The sequence below is a fragment of the Hydrogenobaculum sp. Y04AAS1 genome, from assembly GCF_000020785.1.
GTDB lineage: Bacteria > Aquificota > Aquificia > Aquificales > Aquificaceae > Hydrogenobaculum.
Map to the genome: position 1 here is coordinate 322,467 of NC_011126.1, position 19,904 is coordinate 342,370.

The following is a 19,904-nucleotide window of genomic DNA, read 5'->3' on the forward strand; positions in this document are numbered from 1 at the left end:
TTAACGTTGTTTTTTCTCCCATTCCCAAGCGGTTTTTACTATAAAGTAAGGATCGTCGTATTTTGGTTTCCAACCAAAGGTATTTTTTATCTTATCAACGTTTGCAATAAGAACAGGTGGATCTCCCGGTCTTCTATCGTAATTGTATACTGGAAAATCAACACCTGTTACCTCTTTTACTATATCCACTACCTCTTTTACACTCAAACCTCTTCCGTAGCCACAGTTAAATACATCGGATTTGCCACCTTCTTCGAGATATCTCATAGCCTCAAAATGAGCATCCACAAGATCTGATACATGGATATAATCTCTTATGCAAGTACCGTCTTTTGTGTTGTAATCTGTGCCGTATATACCAAAATCTTTTATCTCACCTTTTGCAGCTTTTAAAGCCCTTAATATAAGATGTGTTGGTTTTTTGGAGATTTGCCCAAGCTCTCCTTCTGGATCTGCCCCAGCTACGTTAAAATACCTAATAGCCACATACTTTAGATCGCTCACTCTTGATACATCTTCCAAGACTTTTTCAAAATTCGCCTTGGCTTGACCATAGGGGGTTATTGGTTCTATTGAATCTGTTTCTTTTACAGGTTTATCTGATTTTATACCATAAACTGCTGCAGTTGATGAGAATATAAAGTTTTTTATACCTGCTTTTAAAGTGTATTCTAAAAGCTTTAAACTTTTGCAAAAATTGTTTTCATAATATTTTATAGGTTCTTGCACAGACTCTTCCACAGCTATATAGGCTGCAAAATGTATTATCGCATCTGGTTTAAACTCTAAAAGTGCTTCTAATGTCTCTTTGCTTTGCATATCGGCTTGTAAAAACTTTCCACCTTTTACAAATTCCCTATGACCCGTAGATAGGTTGTCTATCACAAGAACATCGTACCCTCTTTTTAGAGCTTCTTTTAGCATATGAGAGCCTATATAACCAGCCCCTCCGGTGATGGTTATTTTTTTCACTTATATACCTTCTTCTTCAAAAGATGATATAATCCTTAATCTTCTTTCGTGTCTTCCGCCTTCAAAGTGGGCATCAAACCAAGCATCCACTATAGATTTTGCCAACTCAACCCCTATTACTCTACCGCCTAAACATAGGACGTTTGCGTTGTTATCTTTTACGCTCATCCTTGCCATATATTCGTTTAGGCAAAGAGCAGCTCTTATGCCCTTTATCTTGTTGGCACTGATAGACATACCAAGCCCACTTCCACATATTAGTATGCCTCTGTCGGCTTTTTGGTTTTTAATATGAAGAGCCACTTCTTTGGCATAAAGAGGATAATCTGTGGATTCTTTGGAATGTGTACCGCAATCTATTAGCTCATGGCCTTTTGATATTATGTGTTCTTTTAAGGCTTCTTTTAAGTCAAACCCAGCATGATCTGAGCCTATGGCTATTCTCATAAACACTCTCTTATAAGCTTGTTTACAAGTTTCGGGTTAGCCTTACCCTTGGTAATCTTCATAACCTCCCCTACTAAAAATCCAATTAGTTTTTCTTCGCCGTTTTTTAACCTTTCTCTTTCTTGTGGGAATTTTTCTAATACGCTTATTACCACCGCTTTTATCTCATCTTCGTTTGATATTTGCTTTAAGCCCTTTTCTTCTATAATAACATCTGGGTCTTTTTTACTTGTTAGCATCTCTTTTATAACTTCTTTTGCTATTTTTGTGGATATGACGTCTTGTTTGATAAGTTCCAATAGTTTTGCCAAATGTTGTGGTGTTATGGGTATTTCTTCTATCTGATTTTCGTTCATGAATCCAAGTACATCGTTCAAAAGCCAATTGCTAAGAGCCTTATACTCTTTAGTATACTTTGTGGCTTCTTGGAAAAAATCTCCTAACTCTTTTAGGTTTGTAAGCACAGACGCTTCATATCTACTAAGACCGTAATTTTCCATCAACCTTTCTATGCGCTCATCTGGTAGCTCTGGCATATTGTCTTTTATGCTCTTCAAAAGCTCTTTAGTTATGACAAGAGGAAGCAAGTCTGGATCTTTAAAATATCTGTAATCTTCTGCTTCTTCTTTGGTTCTCATTACAAAGGTCTTACCGCTTTGAGGATCAAAGCCCCTTGTTTCTTGTTCTACAGCTTTTCCTTCAAGCAATATAGCTTTTTGGCGCTCTATCTCATACTCTATAGCTTTTTGTACAAATTTAAAAGAGTTTACGTTTTTTACCTCTACCCTCGTGCCAAGCTCTTGAGAGCCTTTTGGTCTTAGAGATACGTTTACATCGCATCTTAACTGGCCTTTTTCCATATCTGCTTTTGAAACACCAGCATATCTTACTATAGCTCTTAGTTTTTCTAAAAACTCTTTTGCTTCTTCTGCGGAGTTTATATCTGGTTCTGTGACTATTTCCATAAGAGGTGTACCAGCTCTGTTTAAGTCCACCAAAGAGCTATTCTCAAAGTGGTTATTTTTGCCGGCATCTTCTTCTAAGTGTAGTCTTCTTATCCTTACTTTTTTGTTTTCTAAAAGCACAAAACCATGTTCGGCTAAAGGTTTTTCGTATTGAGATATCTGGTATCCTTTTGGTAAGTCTGGATAAAAATAGTGTTTTCTTGCCATTATGGATGTTAGGTTTATATTGCAGTTTAACGCTAAGGATGTCCTGATACCATATTCTACTGCTTTTTTGTTTATAACCGGAAGGCTTCCTGGTAATGCCATGCACACTGGGCATACGTTTGTATTGGGAGGAGCGTCGTATTCAATCTTGCAAGAGCAAAACATCTTTGTTTTTGTGTCCATATGCACATGCACTTCCAACCCTATAACTGGCTCAAATTCCATAGCCATTACATTATAGCATAAAGCTTTATTAAAGTTTAATTGGTTTTATGCTTTTAGTATGATAAAATTTTAATTATGGAAATATTGGAAATCCCTATAGAAGAAGAGGCAAGACAATCTTATCTTGACTATGCGATGTCTGTTATAGTTGGTAGGGCTATACCAGACGTTAGAGATGGCCTTAAGCCGGTTCAAAGAAGAATACTGTATGCAATGTATGAAATGGACCTAACCCCAGATAAACCCTTTAAAAAATGTGCCCGTATCGTAGGGGATACTATGGGAAGATATCATCCCCATGGAGATCAAGCTATATACGATGCTCTTGTAAGAATGGCTCAGGATTTCAACCTTAGATATCCTCTTGTAATAGGACAGGGAAATTTTGGTTCTATAGATGGAGACCCTCCTGCTGCAATGAGATATACAGAGGCAAAGCTATCTAAGATAACCCTTAGCTTATTGGAAGATATAGAAAACGATACTGTAGATTTTGTACCAAATTTTGATGAGAGTGTCATGGAGCCTCAGGTTCTTCCGGCAAAGATGCCAAACCTTCTTTGCAACGGTACTACAGGCATAGCGGTAGGGCTTGCTACTTCTATCCCCCCTCACAATCTAAAAGAAGTTTGCGATGCGTTGGTGGCTTTGGCTCAAAACCAAGATATAACTGTAGAAGAGCTTATGCAATATATAAAAGGACCAGATTTTCCCACAGGCGGTATAATAGTGGGGGAAGTATCGCCAGAGGTTTACAAAACCGGAAGAGGACAAGTTACTGTTCAAGCAAAGGCAAGAGTAGAAAAAACAAGCTCTGGAAGAGAACAAATAATAATAACAGAAATCCCTTACATGGTCAACAAAGCAGAGCTTATAAAAAAGATAGCAGAACTAGCAAGGTCTGGTAAGCTAAAAGAGATTTCTGACTTAAGAGACGAATCTGACAAAGAAGGTATAAGAATAGTAATAGAACTAAAGAGAGATGCTAAAGGAGAGGCTGTATTAAAAAAACTTTACAAAAATACATCCCTTAGAAAAAACTTTCCTATAAATATGGTGGCTTTGGTGGGACTTGAACCAAAGCTTTTAAATCTAAAAGATATTTTGCTGGAATTTTTCAAACATAGGCTAAATGTGATCTATAGAAGGACTGAGTTTTTCTTAAGAAAAGCCGAAGAAAGACTTCATATAGTAGAAGGACTTTTGATTTGTATAAAAGATATAGACAAAATTATAGAAACCATTAGAGCTTCACAAGACACCCAAGAGGCTAAAGAAAAGCTCATGAGTGGCTGGAATCTAACTGAAAAGCAAGCTCAAGCAATACTTGATTTAAGATTACAAAGACTTACATCCTTAGAAACTTCTAAGCTTCAAAAAGAACACGATGAGCTTATAGAAAATATCAAGACTTATAAAAATATATTGGAAAACAAACAAGAAAGGATAAACATCTTTATAAAAGAGACAAAAGAACTTGCAGATCGTTTCAAAGACCCAAGAAGAACTTTCATCGAAGGTATGATAAAAGAAGATACCTATGTGGATGTTTTTGTCACGAGAAATGGATTTGTAAAACCTATAGAGCTTTTAGAAGAGGAAAAATCTCCTATTGTTAATGTGGCAAGTTTGAAGTTTACAGAAGGCCTTTTCATAGTATCAAATAAAGGAAGAGTTTATTGGACTGCTGGGTCAGAAGCTTTGTCTGGAAGCTCCATTCATATGAAGGATACCGACGAGCACGTTGTAGGTGCCTTTGTGAGAGAGCAATACAACTCAAGACTTCTTATCTTGACAAATAAAGGCTCTATAAAGAAGATACCTCTTGTGGAGTTTGAATACAAAACCCAAGGCTTTCAAATATTGAAGCTCTCAGAAGGTGAAGAGGTGGTTTATATAAGCGGTTCTCAAGATGAGAGCGAAATACTTATTTTAACCAAGAAAGGTTATATAAATAGAATTCAAACCCAGGATGTAGGAGCAACCACATCTAGCTCAAAAGCCATTCAATGTATAAAGCTTAATGAAAATGATGAGGCTATCTCGGTGAGAGCTTTAGATGACAAGATTTTTGGGCTTTTGATAACAGAAGAAGGATACGCTAAAAAGATAAAGCTAGAGGATATTCCAAAAAAATCTAGAACATCTCAAGGTATAAACGTATTAAAGCAAAAGTTTTTAAACGCTTGCGATTTGATATTTTACAACGATGACGATAATTTTGATGTGTTGATATCCACTTTTAACGGCTCTCATATAAAATTTGATATTAAAAGCCTAATACAGCGTATAAAAGTACCTGCTGGTATAGGCGTGCCTGAGGAAAAAGTTATCGATTTAAAAGACGACAAGATATATAAGGTGGTATCATTATGATTAGTATAGAGCTTATAAGAAAAAATCCAGAGTATGTAAAAGAAAACTTAGCCAAAAGAGATATGTTTTTGAAAGACAGGATAGATGACATACTAAAACTAGACGAAGAAAGAAGGCATAAGATAAAAAGAATTGAGGATTTGAGGGCTCTCAGAAACGCTAAAAGCAAGGAGATAGGTAGTTTAAAAAAACAAGGACTAAACACGGAATCCCTTGAAGAAGAGATAAGGTTAATTAAAGAAGAAATATCAAAGTTAGAGGAAGAGTTAGCCCGCATAGAAAAATATACAGAAGACCTTCTTCTTAGAGTACCAAATTTATTACACGAAAGTGTTCCTTACGGTAAGGATGAAAACGATAACGTAGAGATTAAAAGATGGGGTGAAATACCAAAGTTTGATTTTGGAATAAAAGACCATGCTGATCTTGGTGTTTTGAGAGGTTTTATAGATTTTGACCAAGCTACCGCTATATCTGGTAGTAGGTTTAGCATATTGAAAGGTCCTTTGGCAAAGCTAGAAAGGGCTCTTATAAACTTTATGCTTGAGATAAATGCGAAGAATGGCTATCAGGAAATGATAGTGCCTCATCTTGTAAAACCTCAAACGTTAGTGGGCACTGGGCAGCTTCCAAAATTTCAAGAAGAGCTTTACTATGTAAAAGATGATGATCTTTATCTTATACCTACTGCTGAAGTACCTCTTGTAAACGTATTTAAAGACACCATATTAAAAGAAGATGATTTGCCCATTAACCTTACAGCTTATACTCCTTGTTATAGGAGAGAGGCGGGTTCTCATGGAAAAGATGTGAAAGGGCTTATTAGACAACACCAGTTTGATAAAGTAGAGCTTGTAAAAATAGTTCATCCAGATAGTTCTTACGACGAGCTAGAAAGGCTTTTGTCAAATGCAGAGGAGATTTTACAACTTTTAGAACTTCCCTACAGAGTAGTGGCTCTTTGTTCTGGTGATATAGGTTTTTCAGCTTCTAAAACTTACGATATAGAGGTATGGATACCTTCTCAAAATAAGTATAGAGAAATATCTTCTTGTTCTAACTGTGAAGATTTTCAAGCAAGGAGGGCAAACATGAGGTTTAAAGATAAAACTGGCAAAAATAGGTTTGTTCACACTCTAAACGGTTCTTCTTTGGCGGTAGGTAGGACGTTGGTGGCTATTATGGAAAATTATCAAACGAAAGATCACAAAATTAGAATACCAAAGGTTTTAAAAGATTACATAAAGGGAGAGTGTATATGAGAAAGGCACATATTTTTAGACAGACAAAAGAAACGGCTATAGATATGGAGATTGACCTAGATGGTTCTGGTGTTTATCAAATAGAGACACCTGTAGGTTTTTTAAATCATATGATGGAGAGTTTTTCGAAGCATAGCTTTATAGACATAAAGTTAAAAGCCGAAGGCGATATCGATGTATCTTACCATCATCTTGTGGAAGATGTAGGTATAGTACTAGGACAAGCTATATCTAAAGCCTTAGGAGATAAATCTGGTATAAATAGATATGGATTTGCAATTTTACCTATGGACGAAGCTTTGGTGCTATGTTCTCTTGATTTTTCAGGTAGAGGACTCTTTTTCTACGATAGAAAAGATTTAAGAGGTAAGATTACAGAGTTTGACTTTGAGCTAATATGGGAGTTTATAAAAGGGTTTGCATTGGAGTCAAAAGCTACTGTGCATATAAAAATTCTTGATGGGCACATACTTCACCATATAGCAGAGTGTAGTATAAAGTCTTTAGCTTTTAGTGTAAGACAAGCTGTAGCAAAACAAGATAAAGGCATCCTTTCTACAAAAGGGCTTTTATGAAAGAAAAGTTTAGGGGTATTGTTCTTGGGTCTGCGATAGGAGACGCTATAGGAAAATCTTTTGAGGATTTAGATATTTATCAGGTAGAAGAGTTTTATAAGGATTTACCTATAACAAACTTCGTAGAACCACATCCTAGCTCTCCGGCGTTTTTCCAAAAGCCAAATGAACCTTCAGATGAAACTAATGTGTCAAGGCTTTTGATAGAATCTATATTGGAATCTAACAAGCTTGATATTTATAACTATTTTGATAAGCTTAAAGCTTGGGCTTTTGATGAGACAACGCACAGATATCCAGATCCATTTATACTAAAAGCCATATACAATTTGTCAAATAACATAATAGAAGGCTTGCGATTTTCTTCTGTAGAAGGAATACTTAGGGTTATAGCCACTTCTATGCTTCACTTTGAAAATGAAGCCCTATCCGATGAAGCGGCTAAGTTGGTTACAATGCTTACTCATAGAAGCGATGAGGCTTTAGATGGTGCTATTTTGTTTAATCGCTTTTTGGTAAAATCCATAAAAAACGATGAATCTTTGGAGACTTTAGAAAATAGAATAGAGCTTTTAAAAGAGTTAAAATCTTGTGTTAAAAGCTTTTATACAAAAAAAATGTTAGATATTTTGATAGATGCTTTAGAAGAAGGATATTCTAAAGAAAAAGCCATTGTAAACATAGGTAATGGTAATTTTGTATTGGAAAGCTTAGGGTTGTCTTTGTATTACTTTCTAACGGAAGGCATTGACTATCCGTTTGATGCTTTTGTTAGTGCTATAAACTCCTATTGGGAGTTTGGCGGTGATACAGACGCTATAGGTTTTATTACAGGAGCTTTGTTGGGTGCTTACCACGGATATGAGTTTTTACCAGAGGATTTGATACAAAATTTAGAAAACCATCAACAATATATACATTTAGCAGATAACCTTTATGAGCTTAGTAAAAAAATTCATGCAAAATAGGTTAAAATATTAGTATGTTTGGATTCATGAATAGTGCAATAGGTATTGATTTGGGTACGGCTAACAGTTTGGTATTTGTTCCAGGACGAGGCATTGTATTGGAAGAGCCTTCTATAGTAGCTATAGATTCAAGAAAGCATAAGGTCTTGGCAGTGGGGGCGGAAGCCAAGGAAATGCTTGGAAAAACTCCTGATTATATAAAAGCTGTGAGACCTTTAAAAGATGGCGTTATTACAGATTTTGAAATCACCCAGGTTATGATATCTCATTTTATCAAGAAAACTTTGGGTAAGGGTATATTAAAACCCAAGCCTCGAGTTGTAGTAGGTGTACCTTCTGGTGTTACACCAGTAGAAGAGCGAGCTGTAATAGATGCTGCAAAGTCCGCTGGGGCGAGGGAAGTATATCTCATAGCAGAGCCGATGGCGGCTGCTATAGGGGCAGATTTGCCAATTTCTGAGCCTATAGGTAATATGGTAGTGGATATAGGTGGAGGAACCACGGATGTGGCTGTTATATCTTTGTCAGGTATCGTTATATCCCATTCTCTTAAAATAGCTGGCGACGAGATGAATGAAGCTATCATTGAATATATAAAAAGAAAGTTTAGTATGCTTATAGGCGAGCAAACCGCTGAGAAAATAAAATTAGATCTTGGCTCTGCTACAATGCCGACAGAAAAAAGAGAGATGGAGGTAAGAGGAAGAGATGCCACTGGGCTTCCAAGGTCTATAGTTGTTGATTCTGCACAAATCTACGAAGCTTTGGAAGATACGTTAAATGCCATAGTGAGTGCTATTAAAACCACTTTAGAAAAAACTCCGCCGGAATTGGCTGCCGATATAGTAGAAAGAGGCATTGTGCTAGCGGGCGGAGGATCTTTGCTTAAAAATTTGCATCATAAATTAACTCAAGACCTTGGTATAAAAACATACTACTGTGAAGATCCTTTGAGAGCTGTGGCAAGAGGTGTTGGTAAAGTTGTGGACGATATAGACCTTTTAAAGAAAGTATCCTTTATATGAGGCTTGGCTTTTTATATATATTTTTGCTTTTTTTATCTTTCATTTTTATTTTTATTCCAAATACGGCTTATTTGGTCAAGTATGATCCTTTTAACTATATAACCAACTATAGACTCTCATCTTACGCTTTTATTAGCAATATGTTGAAATTATATGTTGATTTAGTTGATGTTAAAAAAGAAAATGCTATCCTAACGAAAGAGCTAAATTATTATAAAACCTTTAGCTACGAGCTTCAGAAATGCCAAAATGAAGCTAGGCAGTTATATTACATATCAAATAGTTTGGTTTTCATAAACAAACAATCAAACCCAAATGTATATATTTCAAGAGTTGTTGGTTATGATATGTCTGGAAAGAAAAGTTTCTTAGAAATACAAAACAACGGTAAAATAAAAGAAGGAAGCTTAGTATCATCCAATGGATATTTTGTTGGCGTAGTTTATAAAGTTTATAAAGATGTGGCTTATGTTATGACGGTTTATAACAAAATGTTTAATACAATAGTGTACAATTATAGGACTGGCGATACTTATATTTATAAGGGCGGTTACCCTGATGGTAGCATAATAAACGCTACTTCTAACGACGATATAAAGATAGGAGATTTAATTTATTTTAGAAGCTTGAAAAACCAAGACATACCGTATTTATTGGTGGGCAAAGTTTTAGAGGTTAGTAGATCAAAAAATTTATTTTTTTTAAACGTCAAATTAAAACCTATGGCCAATCCTAACATATACGATTTTGTGGTGGTAATTAATAGATGATTGGTAAGCGTTTTATTGTTTGGTTTTTTGTGCTTTTTATATTGGAATTCTTCTTTTTAGAAGGAAATGGCTTGTATCCATTTCCAGAAGCATTTTTATCTTTGATATTCTTAAATTTAGAAAATGGGTATATTCCGCTTTGGTCATTTTTAATGGGTATTTTAATGGATCTTAGCGTAAATACGTTGGGAGTTTTTACCTTTAGTTATACGTTTTATAGTGTAATAATAAGACTTTTGCTTAGCTATACTTTAGAAACCGGTTTTTTAAAATTACCCATGTTTTTTATTTTTGATCTACTTGTAAAGCTAACAAACGTTGGTATTGTTTATATGAAGTACCATTATATTGATTTTGGATTTTTAAGTTTTTTCATGTCAATTTTTATAGATTGTATAATATTTTTTGTGTTAGATAGGTTTTATAAAAATGTATGAAGAAAAATTACATTGTTTTTGCGCTTTTAATATTATTAGCTTATATTGCAATAGGTGCTAGATTATTTTATTTACAGATAATAAAAGGAGATAAGTATTACAAAGAGTCTAAACGAAATTATACCAGGCTTCAAATACTTTATCCTCCAAGAGGTGCTATAGAAAGTTCAGATGGCACAAAGCTTGCCTATGACGTTCCCACCTACGATTTTTATATAGATCCTCAAGAAATATCTGAAAATAAAGATTTATCGAAAGAGATAGAAAGATTTAAAAACATGTTTGGTATAGATATAACTAATATTATCAAAGTAAATAAAAATTCTATAACACCTATAAAAATTATGGATAACCTAAGCACTCAACAGCTGGAAACATTTTATGCAAATTCTTATAAATTTCCAGGTATTTTTGTTGGCATAGTACCAAAAAGGATATACCCTTATGGAGATGAATACGCTCATATATTAGGTTATGTAGGTTTGCCATCTCAGAAAGATCTAAAAGAATATCAGATAGGTCCTCAAAGCCTTGTAGGGAAAGCTGGTATTGAAAAACGATTCAACAAATATCTTATAGGTGAGCTCGGTTATAAAAAAATAATGGTGAATGCTTTAGGAAAAGAGCTATACACTATTGATAAAGAATTACCCGTACAGGGTGATACAGTGGTACTTACTATAAACTCTCAGATTCAAGATATAGTGCATAATGTGTTTTTAAACTCTGGTCAGAAAGTGGGTGCAGTTATAGTTATGAATGCTCATAGCGGTGAAATATTAGCATTGGATAGTTTTCCTGAATACAATCCAAACGATGTATATAAAGACTGGAATAAGATTATAAACAATTCTCTGAGGCCCTTTTTAAATAGAGCCACTGAGGCCATATATCCACCCGGTTCTGTTTTTAAGGTGCCTATTGCAATAGCCGCCTTAAAATACGGTGTTATAACTCCATCTTCCACCCTTGATTGCTCTGGGTACATTAAAGTAGGTAATCACATTTTTTACAATTGGCTTAGATACGATACAGGGTATCAGACAATAGTTCAAGCTATACAAAACTCTTGTGATACGTTCTTTTATCAACTTGGTATGAAGCTCGGTCAAAGGAAGATATACCAAATAGAAAAAGACTTTGGATATGGCTCTAGTATACCTTTTGAACTTTACAACTCTCCTGGGTTTTTACCTACTAAAAGCTGGAAACTAAAGAAATTTCATCAGCCTTGGTATGAAGGCGATACGGTTAACATGAGTATAGGTCAAGGTTATGTATTGGTGACTCTTCTTCAGCAAGTTACTATGATGGAGGGTATAGCAAACAACGGCGTGATATATCAACCCACCTTGCTAAAAGATATCAAAACTCCAGATGGAAAGATTGTATTTGAGAATCACCGTAAGGTTTACAAATACGTAAGAGCTCCTTTAGAAGACTATTCGGTAGTTAAAAAAGGTTTAAGGGAAGTGGTTGTAAAGGGTACTGGTACAAATGCATTTTCTACTATTGTAGATATAGCAGGTAAAACTGGTACAGCTCAGGTGGTCTTTGGAAAACACGTAGGACCAAACAGCCCATGGAAATATCAACCGGATGCCTGGTTTGTGGGTTTTGCACCGTATAGAGATCCTAAGTATGTGGTGGGTGTTATAGTAGAGCATGGTATTGAAGGAAATCTCACGGCTGCTCCTATTGTAAAAAGGATATTGGAACAAATATATATAAAAGGTATAAATAGAGAAATAAACTAACTTTATATGCTATAATATTTTTTGTGAGAAAATTAACGTTAATTTTTGTTGTTATATCTAGTATTTTGCTATTTTCTTGTGAAAAGCCAGTAAACCCAAGCATAAACGCGAAACCTTTTGATTTTAAGCTTTTTTCTGGTAATAAAGAAATATCGTTGAAAGATTATGAAAATCGTTATAAGGTAATTTTAATTTACTTTGGCTATACCCATTGTCCTGATGTGTGCCCTACGGTGTTGCACAGGCTATCTTCTATGTACAATATGCTTGGTGATGATAAAAAATATGTAAAAGTTGTTTTTATAACTTTAGACCCCAAAAGAGATACTCCAAACATTGCTGATGAATATGCTAAGTTCTTTAACAAAAATTTTAGCGGTTTATCCGGAGATCCAGGTTATATAAAAAAAGTAGCCGATAGCTATGGTGTGGTTTACAAAATAGTGCCTTCAAAAACACAGGGTTATCTGATAGATCATACTGACAACATATATGTAATTTATAATAAAAGCCTAAAAACAATATTCTTTGACAAAGACCAAAACCCAACGTATATGACGTCTTATATAAAAAAACTTTTAAAAAGTAAAGGCTAAAATACTTGATTTTTTAACCGATACATTTTATATTACTTTATAGGAGGATTTATATATGAGTTACATGGATATAGCAAACATAGCAACTGATATGCAGCAAGCTAAAGATGTAAACAAGCAACAAATATGGGGCTTAAAATCCATGCTGGACAATCAATCCAACGTAGTGCAACAGCTATTGGGCGAAGTTTCAAATACAAACAACAATCCGCCAAACACAGGAGAAAAATTAAACGTAAAGGCATGAAGGTTCTTATAGTAGAAGACAATATAGACTTAGCACTTTCTATAAAAGATATTATAAGAAGCAAAGGATGGCTTGCGGATTTTGTATCAAACTTTGAAGATGCCAAATATGCTACAAAAGACAAGTCTTATGATATAGTAATACTGGATTTGATGCTTGGTCCTAAAAATGGTATTGAGCTTTTAAAAAATGCTAGAGAAGAAAATTTAAAAACACCGTTTTTGATACTTACCGCAAAAGACGGTATAAACGATAAATTAACCGCTTTCAACATAGGAGCCGATGATTATCTTACAAAGCCTTTTGATATGAAAGAGCTTCTTGCAAGGATAGAAGCCATTGTAAGAAGAACCAGACAAACCGGTAGCGCTGAGTTAATATGCAATAAACTTGTGCTTGATACTTCTAATTTTACAATTCAAATAGATGGTAAGGTGATACCAGCTACTAAAAAACAATTTTTGATATTAGAAAAGCTTATTTCTAACGTTGGAAGAGTTGTAACAGTAGAACAGCTTCTTAGTTATGCGTGGGGAATAGACGAAGAGCCATCTTCTTTTTCTTTGAGGTCTCATATTAGAACAATCAGAAGGCTTATAGATGGCTCCGGATGTCAGATAAGGACAGTCTATGGCATAGGATATTCTATAGAACCCAAAGATAGCTCCGGTAAAATAGAAGAAACAGATTGGGATTAGAAGAGAAAAAAGAAAATACCCTTGCCTATCTCACCGTAGTATATAGTCTGGTTATTTTTGCTATAGTTTTTATATTTTCTATATCGTCGTATTTAGCTTTTAGTATATTGGTAGATAACTTTGTAGCTTCGGATTTGAGACAAGAATTGCGATATATAAGCGCTCAGAATATTACTGAGAACACGAGATGGCTTACTTTCAGCGATGAATCAATAGCAGTGTTAGATAAAAGCGGTAATATAATAAGCGTATCAAAGAATTTTCCTAGTTTTAGGTTTTCAAAATTTAAATCTGGTTTTCATCTTGGTTATATAAACGGTAAAAGGATTATGTATATAAGGGCTTTGCTACCTAATCATTTTACTGTGATAGTAGCAAGAAACATGACAAAATTTGAATCTATTAAGAAAAAACTGTTGAGCAGTTTTATATTGGCATTGGTAATACTTTCTGTAATAATAGCTTTTACAGGATTTTTTATAGCAAAAGCTATAACAAATAGCTTCATAAGTTTCATGGAAAGAATATATACTATGGCGCTTAACTTTTCCCATGAAGTAAAAACACCCCTAGCTATAATATCTACAAACCTTTCTTTGTTAGAAATTAATCCTGATAAAGCTTATATAGAAAGAATCTCAAGAGCTCTAAAACAGCTAAATAATCTGTTAAATAAAGTAGTTTTCATAGCAAAAGCAGACGAGTATTCTATGTTAAATAAACAAACATTTATGTTGGAAGATGTTGTAATGAAAGCGCTAAAAGAACTTGAGCCTATTATAGAGGAAAAAGGCTTGAAGATAGAGCTTAACATAGAGCCTATAGAGATTACATCTTCTTGGGAGCTTTATGAAGCTATTGTATCTAATTTATTGGAAAATGCTGTAAAATATACAAATGAAGGTTATATAAAAATAGCGGTCGTGTCTGATAATAAAAATATAATTATTAAGGTAGAAGACACCGGTGTTGGCATACCAAAAGAAAAACTCTCTACAATTACTAAAGAGTTTGAAAGAGCCAACATAGATAAACCCGGTTTTGGTCTTGGGCTTTTTATAGTATCAAAGTCAATTGGTATATTAAAAGGTAAATTGCATATTGAATCTAAGGAAAACAAAGGTACCATCATAACGGTTTATATACCGTTTTAGGAAAATTTTTCTTTATATATGTTAAAGGCTGTAATAAGGGTTGTAAATACAATAGGACCTAAAAACATACCCAAGAATCCCATACTAAACAACCCGCCTAAGACAGACAAAGATAGCAGTATATAAGGTATGTGTATGGCTTTTTTCATAAGAAGAGGCCTTACAAAGTTATCGGAACCTATTATAAATAAGATTGAATAGGCAAATGCTTCTAACGATGCTAACAAACCATTTTGATAAGCTACGTAAAATCCATACGGTATCCATACTAAAGCCGTACCAAGAGGTGGTATAAAAGAAGACATAAATGTAATAAAAGCAAGCACCAGAGCATAGTTTGGAGTAAAGTAATAATACATAAAAAATCCAAATATAGCCTGTATCAGCGCAGTACCAACGAAACCATATACTACGCTAAGTACTGTGGAATATACAGTTTTTAGTATTGTATCAAAATCTTTTGTGTTCATTGGGGTTATATCTTTTACAAAGTCTATAAACTTATCCCAATCTCTTAACATAAAAAATGTTGACATAAGAAATATAAGAGCTTTTAACATAAAACTACCCAAAAAAAGCACCATGTTTTTTAGTTGATCACCCAAAAAAGAGGCAGCGTAGGTAAGTATAGAGTTAGCAGCTTGGTTTATAGTAGGGGCATTAAGATGCAAAAACCTCAAAAATTTGTAGTAGGTAATATGTTTGCCAATGATTGGCAATTTTTTGGATATAAGATACACTTTTTGTTGGTCAAGGCTCATTATGAAAGCACTAGCGTTTTGCACAAGGTAAATACCTTGCTCTATTATGAGTACTCCAAACACAGAAAATGGTATCACTACTATGAGCAATATAAGGATTGTGATAATTAAAGAACTTAAGTTTTCAGATTTTAGTATATGAGAAAGTTTTTTGTGAAGCGGATAAAATACTATTATAGCTATCATAGACCAAACGATAGGTGTAAAAAAAGGAGCTATTGTGTATATTGCAAGGATTATAAGTATTATTAAAAATACTGTAAAACCTATATTTATCGTCTTATCTTTTTTTAGCATGGCTTAGTTCTTTCATTATGGCTTTTAGCTGTTTTATGCCTATACCATCTTTTGAAGAGGTTTGTATGATGTTTTTATCAAAAGCTTTTAAACGATTTAGTGTATTGGCAAGTTCTTTTTGAGTGGCTTTGTCTATTTTTGTTAAGACTAACATTGTGTTTAGGCTTTTACTATCAAGATAATCAATAAGCATAGTATCAAGTTCCGTAGGACCTACCACAGAGTCTATCAAAGCAAAAACACACAGTATATTTTCGCCATGGTTTTCTATAAAATCGTTTATTATGTTTGCCCATCTATTTCTTTCTTCTTTTGATCTTTTAGCATATCCATAGCCAGGTGTATCTACTATATAAATATTTTCTTCTATATAAAAGTTTAACGTAGCGGTGAGGCCAGGGTCTTTGCTTACTCTTGCTATTTTTGTGTTGGCAATGGCGTTTATTAAAGATGATTTACCTACGTTTGAGCGTCCGGTTAGTAGTATACAAGGTTTGTCTTTTGGAAAATCTTTTACATAGGAACCTTTGAATTTCATAGACCCAATATGTCGTTTATGGTGTCCATATTTGATTTTGCTATGTGGTTTGCCTTTTTGTTGCCCTCTTCCAATATGTTTTTTACCATATCTTTGTCTATATCTTTTCTTTTTTCTCTTATAGATGCTAAAAAGTTATTTAGATTTTTAGCAAGTATTTTCTTGCATTCTACACAGCCAAGTTTACCGCTTTTACAATCAAGCTCTATATTTGAGGTTTCAGCTAAGTTTGTAAAAATCTTATGATAGCTAAACACGTTGCATTTCTCAGGATGACCAGGGTCGTTTTTTCTAAGTTTTTCTGGATCTGTAAACATCTTCATAATCTTTGATGTGGTTTCTTCTTCAGTTTCATCTATCATAATTGTGTTGTTGTAAGATTTGCTCATCTTCCGTCCATCTGTGCCAAGAAGTTTTGGAGTTTCTGTAAGTATGGCTTTTGGTTCTTTGAAAAATTCTTTGTAAAGATAGTTAAACCTTCTGGCTATCTCCCTTGTTATTTCTATGTGTGGAAGCTGATCTTCTCCTACTGGTACCCCATCAGCGTTGTAAATTAATATGTCTGAAGCCATCAAAACAGGATATCCAAAAAATCCAAAGGTATCGGTTTCGTAGAAATCTCTTTTTGATATGTTTAGCTCTCCAAGTTTTTCTTTATCTATTGCCCCTTCTATTAAAAGCTTTATAAAAATATCCGTTAGTCCATCCAACAAAACTTTTTTAAACATCGCTTCATCTTCTATGATTGCAGGGGCATGATTAACTAAAATATCTACAAGAGGTATCAATTTTTCAGAGTACTCTTTTTCTACATGGTTTATCTTTAGTAGGTTGTATTTTGTATCTTTATAAGTGGGATTTAGTTCTAACCAGCTTTTTGGGGTTATCATACTAAGTATAAGATTTAACTCCGCATGATATTTTACTTTTGATTGAACAAACAGCGTAGATTTATTTGGGTCAAGACCCATTGCAATCCAATCTGCCACCATCTCAAGCGTATTTTCTTTTATTTTTGATATATCTTTATAAGAAGTGGTAAGAGCATGCCAATCTGCCACAAAAAATAAAGTCTCGTGCTCTTTTTGTAAGTCTACCCAGTTTTTAACAGCTCCAAAAAAGTGCCCTATATGAAGTTTTCCAGTGGGTCTCATGCCACTTACTATTCTCATATACCGAATCCACCCAATAGTATTCTATAAGCAATAGCTATAAAAGGATATATAATTTTACCTATTACACCAGTAAAAATAAGTACGGTAAGTATCAAAAACCCGTAAGGTTCAAACTTATAAAACTCTTCCCAATACTTTACAGAAAAGAAACTCATAACAATACGGCTTCCATCCAAAGGAGGTATAGGCAAAAGATTAAAAAACGCCAACACTAAGTTTATTATAACAAGCTCTCTAGAAAACCACAAAAGAGGTTCTACAACGCTTGCGAAAAAAAATGGATTTATATCAGATGCTATAGTACTTTCTAAAAGCCTAAAAGAAACAGCACCTAAGATTGCCATCGCTATATTTGCTAAAGCACCTGCTGATGATACAATAAGCATACCCATTCTTAAGTTTCTAAATCTGTATGGGTTTATAGGTACTGGTTTTGCCCAACCAAAAAGTATAGGAGAACCCACGAGCATCAAAATCCCAGGCAATATGATAGTGCCAAGCAAATCTATATGAGGAATTGGGTTTATTGTCAGCCTTCCGGCTTCCTTGGCGCTTTTATCTCCCATCCAATAGGCCGCTGCCCCATGAGCTATTTCATGAAATATAACAGCCATCATTAAAGCCGGTATAGTAATTACTATTTGTTCAAAGTTCATTATTTTATTATATCAGATTGTTTATATATAATGCGCTGACAGTTAGGACACATGAAGCTAGGTATGTTATTTTGAATTAGCCTGTTGTAAAAGTCTATTGGCAATATAGTTCCACAGTAAGAGCAGGCTTTGTTATCTATTGGTACAAAAACAGGTTTTACCCTTTTTTTGATATCTTCATAAAAATCTATAAGGCTTTTCTCTAAAGTATCTTTGTGATCTTTTATATCTTTTTCCGCTTTGAGTATAGATTGTTCTATGTTTTCTAAATCTTCTTTTAAATTTCTTATCTCTTCTTGTAAGCGTTTTTGTTTTAAAAGTAAATCTTTTAATTCGTTTGAGTTTTCTATATTGCTAAGTTGTATATATGCTTGTTTTAACCTATTTTTTGTATTTATAATAGCGTTTTCTGTTTTTGATTTTTCTCTCAACACATTTTTATACAGCTCTTTGCTTTTGATGGTTCTTAGGGATTCTGTTATCTTTTTGAGATTTTTTTCGTGTTTTTCTATGGTTTTTAGTAGTTCTTCTATTAGTTTTTTAGTATTTTCTTTTTCTTGGTGTATGTTTTCTATCGCTTTTAATACGTTGTTTAGCTCTTGTTCAAAGTGTTGTATTTCCCTTAAGATTTTTTCTTTTTCTTTTAAAAGCCTAAAAGATCTTTCTTCTTTTTCCTGTAATAAAATAAGACTCTTTAAACTATCTTTATCCATAGGTGTAATCTAATATTATATCAGATAAGGTTATTCAAATACACCTTCTATTTTATAACCGCAAAAACTACATTTTCCTTTTTCTAATTTTAGGCTTTTAATAACAAATCTATCTCTTTCTATAACTATGTTGTTGCAATTTGGACATACAGTATGTTCGTGCTCTGATTTTATGTTGCCAGTATATACATAGTATATACCCTCTTCTTTTCCAATCTCATATGCAGTTTTTATCATGGACTCTGGCGTAGGATGTAAGTCTAGGGCTTTGTAATACGGGAAAAACCTTGATATATGCCAGGGTATATGAGGACCCAGCTCTTTGCTTATAAATTTAGCTATTAACCTTAGTTGTTCTTCGTCAAGGTATTTTGGCACCAAAAGAGTGGTAAGCTCAATCCATTTTTCGTGCTTTAAACACAGTTTTATGAAGTTTAAAATAGGTTCAAGTTTTCCTTTGGAATATTTTGAATAGGCTTTTTCTGAGAAAAACTTTAAATCTATACTAAAAGCATCTATAACATCCATAAGCTTTAGAGCAGGCTTTTCTGTGATGTATCCGGCGGTTACCATGATGTTTTTCAAGCCTTTTTCTTTAGCCAACTTTGCTATATCAAACATGTACTCATAAAATATAATAGGGTCAGAGTATGAGTAAGATATACTCTTAGAGCCTGTTTCTATCGCCCTTTGTACTATTTGTTCTGGAGATATATAGGAATTTTCAAAAAAAGCTTTGTTTGAATCATCTATTTTTACTTGAGATATTTCATAATTTTGACAACCAAGACAATGTAGATTGCATCCTGGCGTTGCTATCGTTAGGGTTTTGTGACCTGGTAAAAAATGAAACAACGGTTTTTTCTCAACAGGATCTAACGCTATAGATACCAAAGATCCATATGTAGCGCTTAAAAGCTTACCGCCTTTGTTCAATCTAACACCGCATACGCCTACTTGGCCTTCTTTTAATTTACAATAATCAGGACAAAGCTCACATATTACTCTACCATCTTCTGTGGTTTTCCAATATGAAGCTTCTATAAACATTTTTATAATTTACAGTATTTTTTACATTTTATC

Annotated in this window: 21 protein-coding genes; 12 read left to right on the plus strand and 9 right to left on the minus strand. The window is 34.0% G+C overall.

Going from position 1 to position 19,904, the window contains the following annotated elements:
• From galE to gatB, 3 genes are read right to left on the minus strand one after another with little or no spacing between them, the layout of a single operon-like run.
• The gene (galE, locus tag HY04AAS1_RS01865) at positions 1-972 is read right to left on the minus strand and encodes a UDP-glucose 4-epimerase GalE (RefSeq protein WP_012513414.1); all 972 of its coding nucleotides are present in this window, start codon (positions 970-972) and stop codon (positions 1-3) included.
• A complete protein-coding gene (gene rpiB, locus HY04AAS1_RS01870) occupies positions 973-1,419 on the minus strand; it encodes a ribose 5-phosphate isomerase B (RefSeq protein WP_012513415.1) in 447 nt (148 codons plus the stop codon).
• Complete coding sequence (gene gatB, locus HY04AAS1_RS01875) at positions 1,416-2,822, minus strand: Asp-tRNA(Asn)/Glu-tRNA(Gln) amidotransferase subunit GatB (protein WP_012513416.1); 1,407 nt, start codon at positions 2,820-2,822, stop codon at positions 1,416-1,418. The genes rpiB and gatB overlap by 4 nt, the downstream gene beginning before the upstream one ends.
• 69 nt (positions 2,823-2,891) lie before the next feature.
• On the opposite strand from gatB, the gene HY04AAS1_RS01880 reads away from it, so the two are divergent.
• Genes HY04AAS1_RS01880 through HY04AAS1_RS01935 form a run of 12 tightly spaced genes read left to right on the plus strand, consistent with a single transcriptional unit; the run spans position 2,892 to position 14,681 of the window.
• Complete coding sequence (locus tag HY04AAS1_RS01880; RefSeq protein WP_012513417.1) at positions 2,892-5,192, plus strand: DNA topoisomerase (ATP-hydrolyzing); 2,301 nt, start codon at positions 2,892-2,894, stop codon at positions 5,190-5,192.
• Positions 5,189-6,454 (plus strand): serine--tRNA ligase, encoded by a 1,266-nt coding sequence (gene serS, locus HY04AAS1_RS01885; RefSeq protein WP_012513418.1) that lies wholly within the window; start codon positions 5,189-5,191, stop codon positions 6,452-6,454. Before HY04AAS1_RS01880 ends, serS begins: the two co-directional genes overlap by 4 nt.
• Entirely contained in the window at positions 6,451-7,029 is a 579-nt protein-coding gene (hisB, locus tag HY04AAS1_RS01890) for an imidazoleglycerol-phosphate dehydratase HisB (protein WP_012513419.1), read from the plus strand. Before serS ends, hisB begins: the two co-directional genes overlap by 4 nt.
• Positions 7,026-7,997, plus strand: coding sequence for an ADP-ribosylglycohydrolase family protein (locus HY04AAS1_RS01895; RefSeq protein WP_012513420.1), 972 nt, complete (start codon positions 7,026-7,028; stop codon positions 7,995-7,997). The genes hisB and HY04AAS1_RS01895 overlap by 4 nt, the downstream gene beginning before the upstream one ends.
• Before the next feature lie 14 nt (positions 7,998-8,011).
• On the plus strand, positions 8,012-9,022 hold the full coding sequence (locus HY04AAS1_RS01900) for a rod shape-determining protein (protein ID WP_012513421.1): 1,011 nt from the start codon (positions 8,012-8,014) through the stop codon (positions 9,020-9,022).
• The gene (gene mreC / locus HY04AAS1_RS01905; protein ID WP_012513422.1) at positions 9,019-9,792 is read left to right on the plus strand and encodes a rod shape-determining protein MreC; all 774 of its coding nucleotides are present in this window, start codon (positions 9,019-9,021) and stop codon (positions 9,790-9,792) included. The genes HY04AAS1_RS01900 and mreC overlap by 4 nt, the downstream gene beginning before the upstream one ends.
• Positions 9,789-10,229: a hypothetical protein gene (locus HY04AAS1_RS01910; RefSeq protein ID WP_012513423.1), complete on the plus strand. Its 441-nt coding sequence runs from the start codon at positions 9,789-9,791 to the stop codon at positions 10,227-10,229. The genes mreC and HY04AAS1_RS01910 overlap by 4 nt, the downstream gene beginning before the upstream one ends.
• Positions 10,226-11,986, plus strand: coding sequence for a penicillin-binding protein 2 (mrdA, locus tag HY04AAS1_RS01915; RefSeq protein WP_012513424.1), 1,761 nt, complete (start codon positions 10,226-10,228; stop codon positions 11,984-11,986). The genes HY04AAS1_RS01910 and mrdA overlap by 4 nt, the downstream gene beginning before the upstream one ends.
• Before the next feature lie 23 nt (positions 11,987-12,009).
• The gene (locus tag HY04AAS1_RS01920) at positions 12,010-12,582 is read left to right on the plus strand and encodes an SCO family protein (protein ID WP_012513425.1); all 573 of its coding nucleotides are present in this window, start codon (positions 12,010-12,012) and stop codon (positions 12,580-12,582) included.
• 55 nt (positions 12,583-12,637) lie between these two features.
• Entirely contained in the window at positions 12,638-12,829 is a 192-nt protein-coding gene (locus HY04AAS1_RS01925) for a YjfB family protein (protein ID WP_012513426.1), read from the plus strand.
• Positions 12,826-13,527, plus strand: a complete 702-nt coding sequence (locus HY04AAS1_RS01930) for a response regulator transcription factor (protein ID WP_012513427.1) — start codon at positions 12,826-12,828, stop codon at positions 13,525-13,527. The genes HY04AAS1_RS01925 and HY04AAS1_RS01930 overlap by 4 nt, the downstream gene beginning before the upstream one ends.
• Complete coding sequence (locus HY04AAS1_RS01935) at positions 13,518-14,681, plus strand: HAMP domain-containing sensor histidine kinase (protein ID WP_012513428.1); 1,164 nt, start codon at positions 13,518-13,520, stop codon at positions 14,679-14,681. The genes HY04AAS1_RS01930 and HY04AAS1_RS01935 overlap by 10 nt, the downstream gene beginning before the upstream one ends.
• Here the strand turns inward: HY04AAS1_RS01935 and HY04AAS1_RS01940 are convergent.
• The 6 genes from HY04AAS1_RS01940 to amrS are packed head-to-tail and all read right to left on the minus strand — an operon-like array spanning position 14,678 to position 19,871.
• Positions 14,678-15,739 (minus strand): AI-2E family transporter, encoded by a 1,062-nt coding sequence (locus HY04AAS1_RS01940; protein WP_012513429.1) that lies wholly within the window; start codon positions 15,737-15,739, stop codon positions 14,678-14,680. The two genes, HY04AAS1_RS01935 and HY04AAS1_RS01940, sit on opposite strands and share 4 nt — an antisense overlap.
• The gene (gene yihA / locus HY04AAS1_RS01945) at positions 15,723-16,277 is read right to left on the minus strand and encodes a ribosome biogenesis GTP-binding protein YihA/YsxC (RefSeq protein WP_012513430.1); all 555 of its coding nucleotides are present in this window, start codon (positions 16,275-16,277) and stop codon (positions 15,723-15,725) included. The genes HY04AAS1_RS01940 and yihA overlap by 17 nt, the downstream gene beginning before the upstream one ends.
• Positions 16,274-17,449 carry a tryptophan--tRNA ligase gene (gene trpS, locus HY04AAS1_RS01950; RefSeq protein WP_012513431.1) on the minus strand — a complete coding sequence of 392 codons (1,176 nt, stop codon included), beginning with the start codon at positions 17,447-17,449 and terminating at the stop codon, positions 16,274-16,276. Before trpS ends, yihA begins: the two co-directional genes overlap by 4 nt.
• Positions 17,446-18,108 (minus strand): site-2 protease family protein, encoded by a 663-nt coding sequence (locus HY04AAS1_RS01955; RefSeq protein WP_012513432.1) that lies wholly within the window; start codon positions 18,106-18,108, stop codon positions 17,446-17,448. Before HY04AAS1_RS01955 ends, trpS begins: the two co-directional genes overlap by 4 nt.
• On the minus strand, positions 18,108-18,821 hold the full coding sequence (locus tag HY04AAS1_RS01960; RefSeq protein WP_012513433.1) for a hypothetical protein: 714 nt from the start codon (positions 18,819-18,821) through the stop codon (positions 18,108-18,110). Before HY04AAS1_RS01960 ends, HY04AAS1_RS01955 begins: the two co-directional genes overlap by 1 nt.
• Positions 18,822-18,851: 30 nt before the next feature.
• Positions 18,852-19,871 (minus strand): AmmeMemoRadiSam system radical SAM enzyme, encoded by a 1,020-nt coding sequence (amrS, locus tag HY04AAS1_RS01965; RefSeq protein WP_012513434.1) that lies wholly within the window; start codon positions 19,869-19,871, stop codon positions 18,852-18,854.
• Positions 19,872-19,904 lie beyond the last annotated feature (33 nt).

What these genes read in the sequence shown, in the direction of transcription:
- rpiB (WP_012513415.1), bottom strand. Translation starts at nt 1,419, where the DNA reads ATGAGAATAGCCATAGGCTCAGATCATGCTGGGTTTGACTTAAAAGAA.
- gatB (WP_012513416.1), bottom strand. Translation starts at nt 2,822, where the DNA reads ATGGCTATGGAATTTGAGCCAGTTATAGGGTTGGAAGTGCATGTGCAT.
- HY04AAS1_RS01880 (WP_012513417.1), top strand. Translation starts at nt 2,892, where the DNA reads ATGGAAATATTGGAAATCCCTATAGAAGAAGAGGCAAGACAATCTTAT.
- serS (WP_012513418.1), top strand. Translation starts at nt 5,189, where the DNA reads ATGATTAGTATAGAGCTTATAAGAAAAAATCCAGAGTATGTAAAAGAA.
- hisB (WP_012513419.1), top strand. Translation starts at nt 6,451, where the DNA reads ATGAGAAAGGCACATATTTTTAGACAGACAAAAGAAACGGCTATAGAT.
- HY04AAS1_RS01895 (WP_012513420.1), top strand. Translation starts at nt 7,026, where the DNA reads ATGAAAGAAAAGTTTAGGGGTATTGTTCTTGGGTCTGCGATAGGAGAC.
- HY04AAS1_RS01900 (WP_012513421.1), top strand. Translation starts at nt 8,012, where the DNA reads ATGTTTGGATTCATGAATAGTGCAATAGGTATTGATTTGGGTACGGCT.
- mreC (WP_012513422.1), top strand. Translation starts at nt 9,019, where the DNA reads ATGAGGCTTGGCTTTTTATATATATTTTTGCTTTTTTTATCTTTCATT.
- HY04AAS1_RS01910 (WP_012513423.1), top strand. Translation starts at nt 9,789, where the DNA reads ATGATTGGTAAGCGTTTTATTGTTTGGTTTTTTGTGCTTTTTATATTG.
- mrdA (WP_012513424.1), top strand. Translation starts at nt 10,226, where the DNA reads ATGAAGAAAAATTACATTGTTTTTGCGCTTTTAATATTATTAGCTTAT.
- HY04AAS1_RS01925 (WP_012513426.1), top strand. Translation starts at nt 12,638, where the DNA reads ATGAGTTACATGGATATAGCAAACATAGCAACTGATATGCAGCAAGCT.
- HY04AAS1_RS01930 (WP_012513427.1), top strand. Translation starts at nt 12,826, where the DNA reads ATGAAGGTTCTTATAGTAGAAGACAATATAGACTTAGCACTTTCTATA.
- HY04AAS1_RS01940 (WP_012513429.1), bottom strand. Translation starts at nt 15,739, where the DNA reads ATGCTAAAAAAAGATAAGACGATAAATATAGGTTTTACAGTATTTTTA.
- yihA (WP_012513430.1), bottom strand. Translation starts at nt 16,277, where the DNA reads ATGAAATTCAAAGGTTCCTATGTAAAAGATTTTCCAAAAGACAAACCT.
- trpS (WP_012513431.1), bottom strand. Translation starts at nt 17,449, where the DNA reads ATGAGAATAGTAAGTGGCATGAGACCCACTGGAAAACTTCATATAGGG.
- HY04AAS1_RS01955 (WP_012513432.1), bottom strand. Translation starts at nt 18,108, where the DNA reads ATGAACTTTGAACAAATAGTAATTACTATACCGGCTTTAATGATGGCT.
- HY04AAS1_RS01960 (WP_012513433.1), bottom strand. Translation starts at nt 18,821, where the DNA reads ATGGATAAAGATAGTTTAAAGAGTCTTATTTTATTACAGGAAAAAGAA.
- amrS (WP_012513434.1), bottom strand. Translation starts at nt 19,871, where the DNA reads ATGTTTATAGAAGCTTCATATTGGAAAACCACAGAAGATGGTAGAGTA.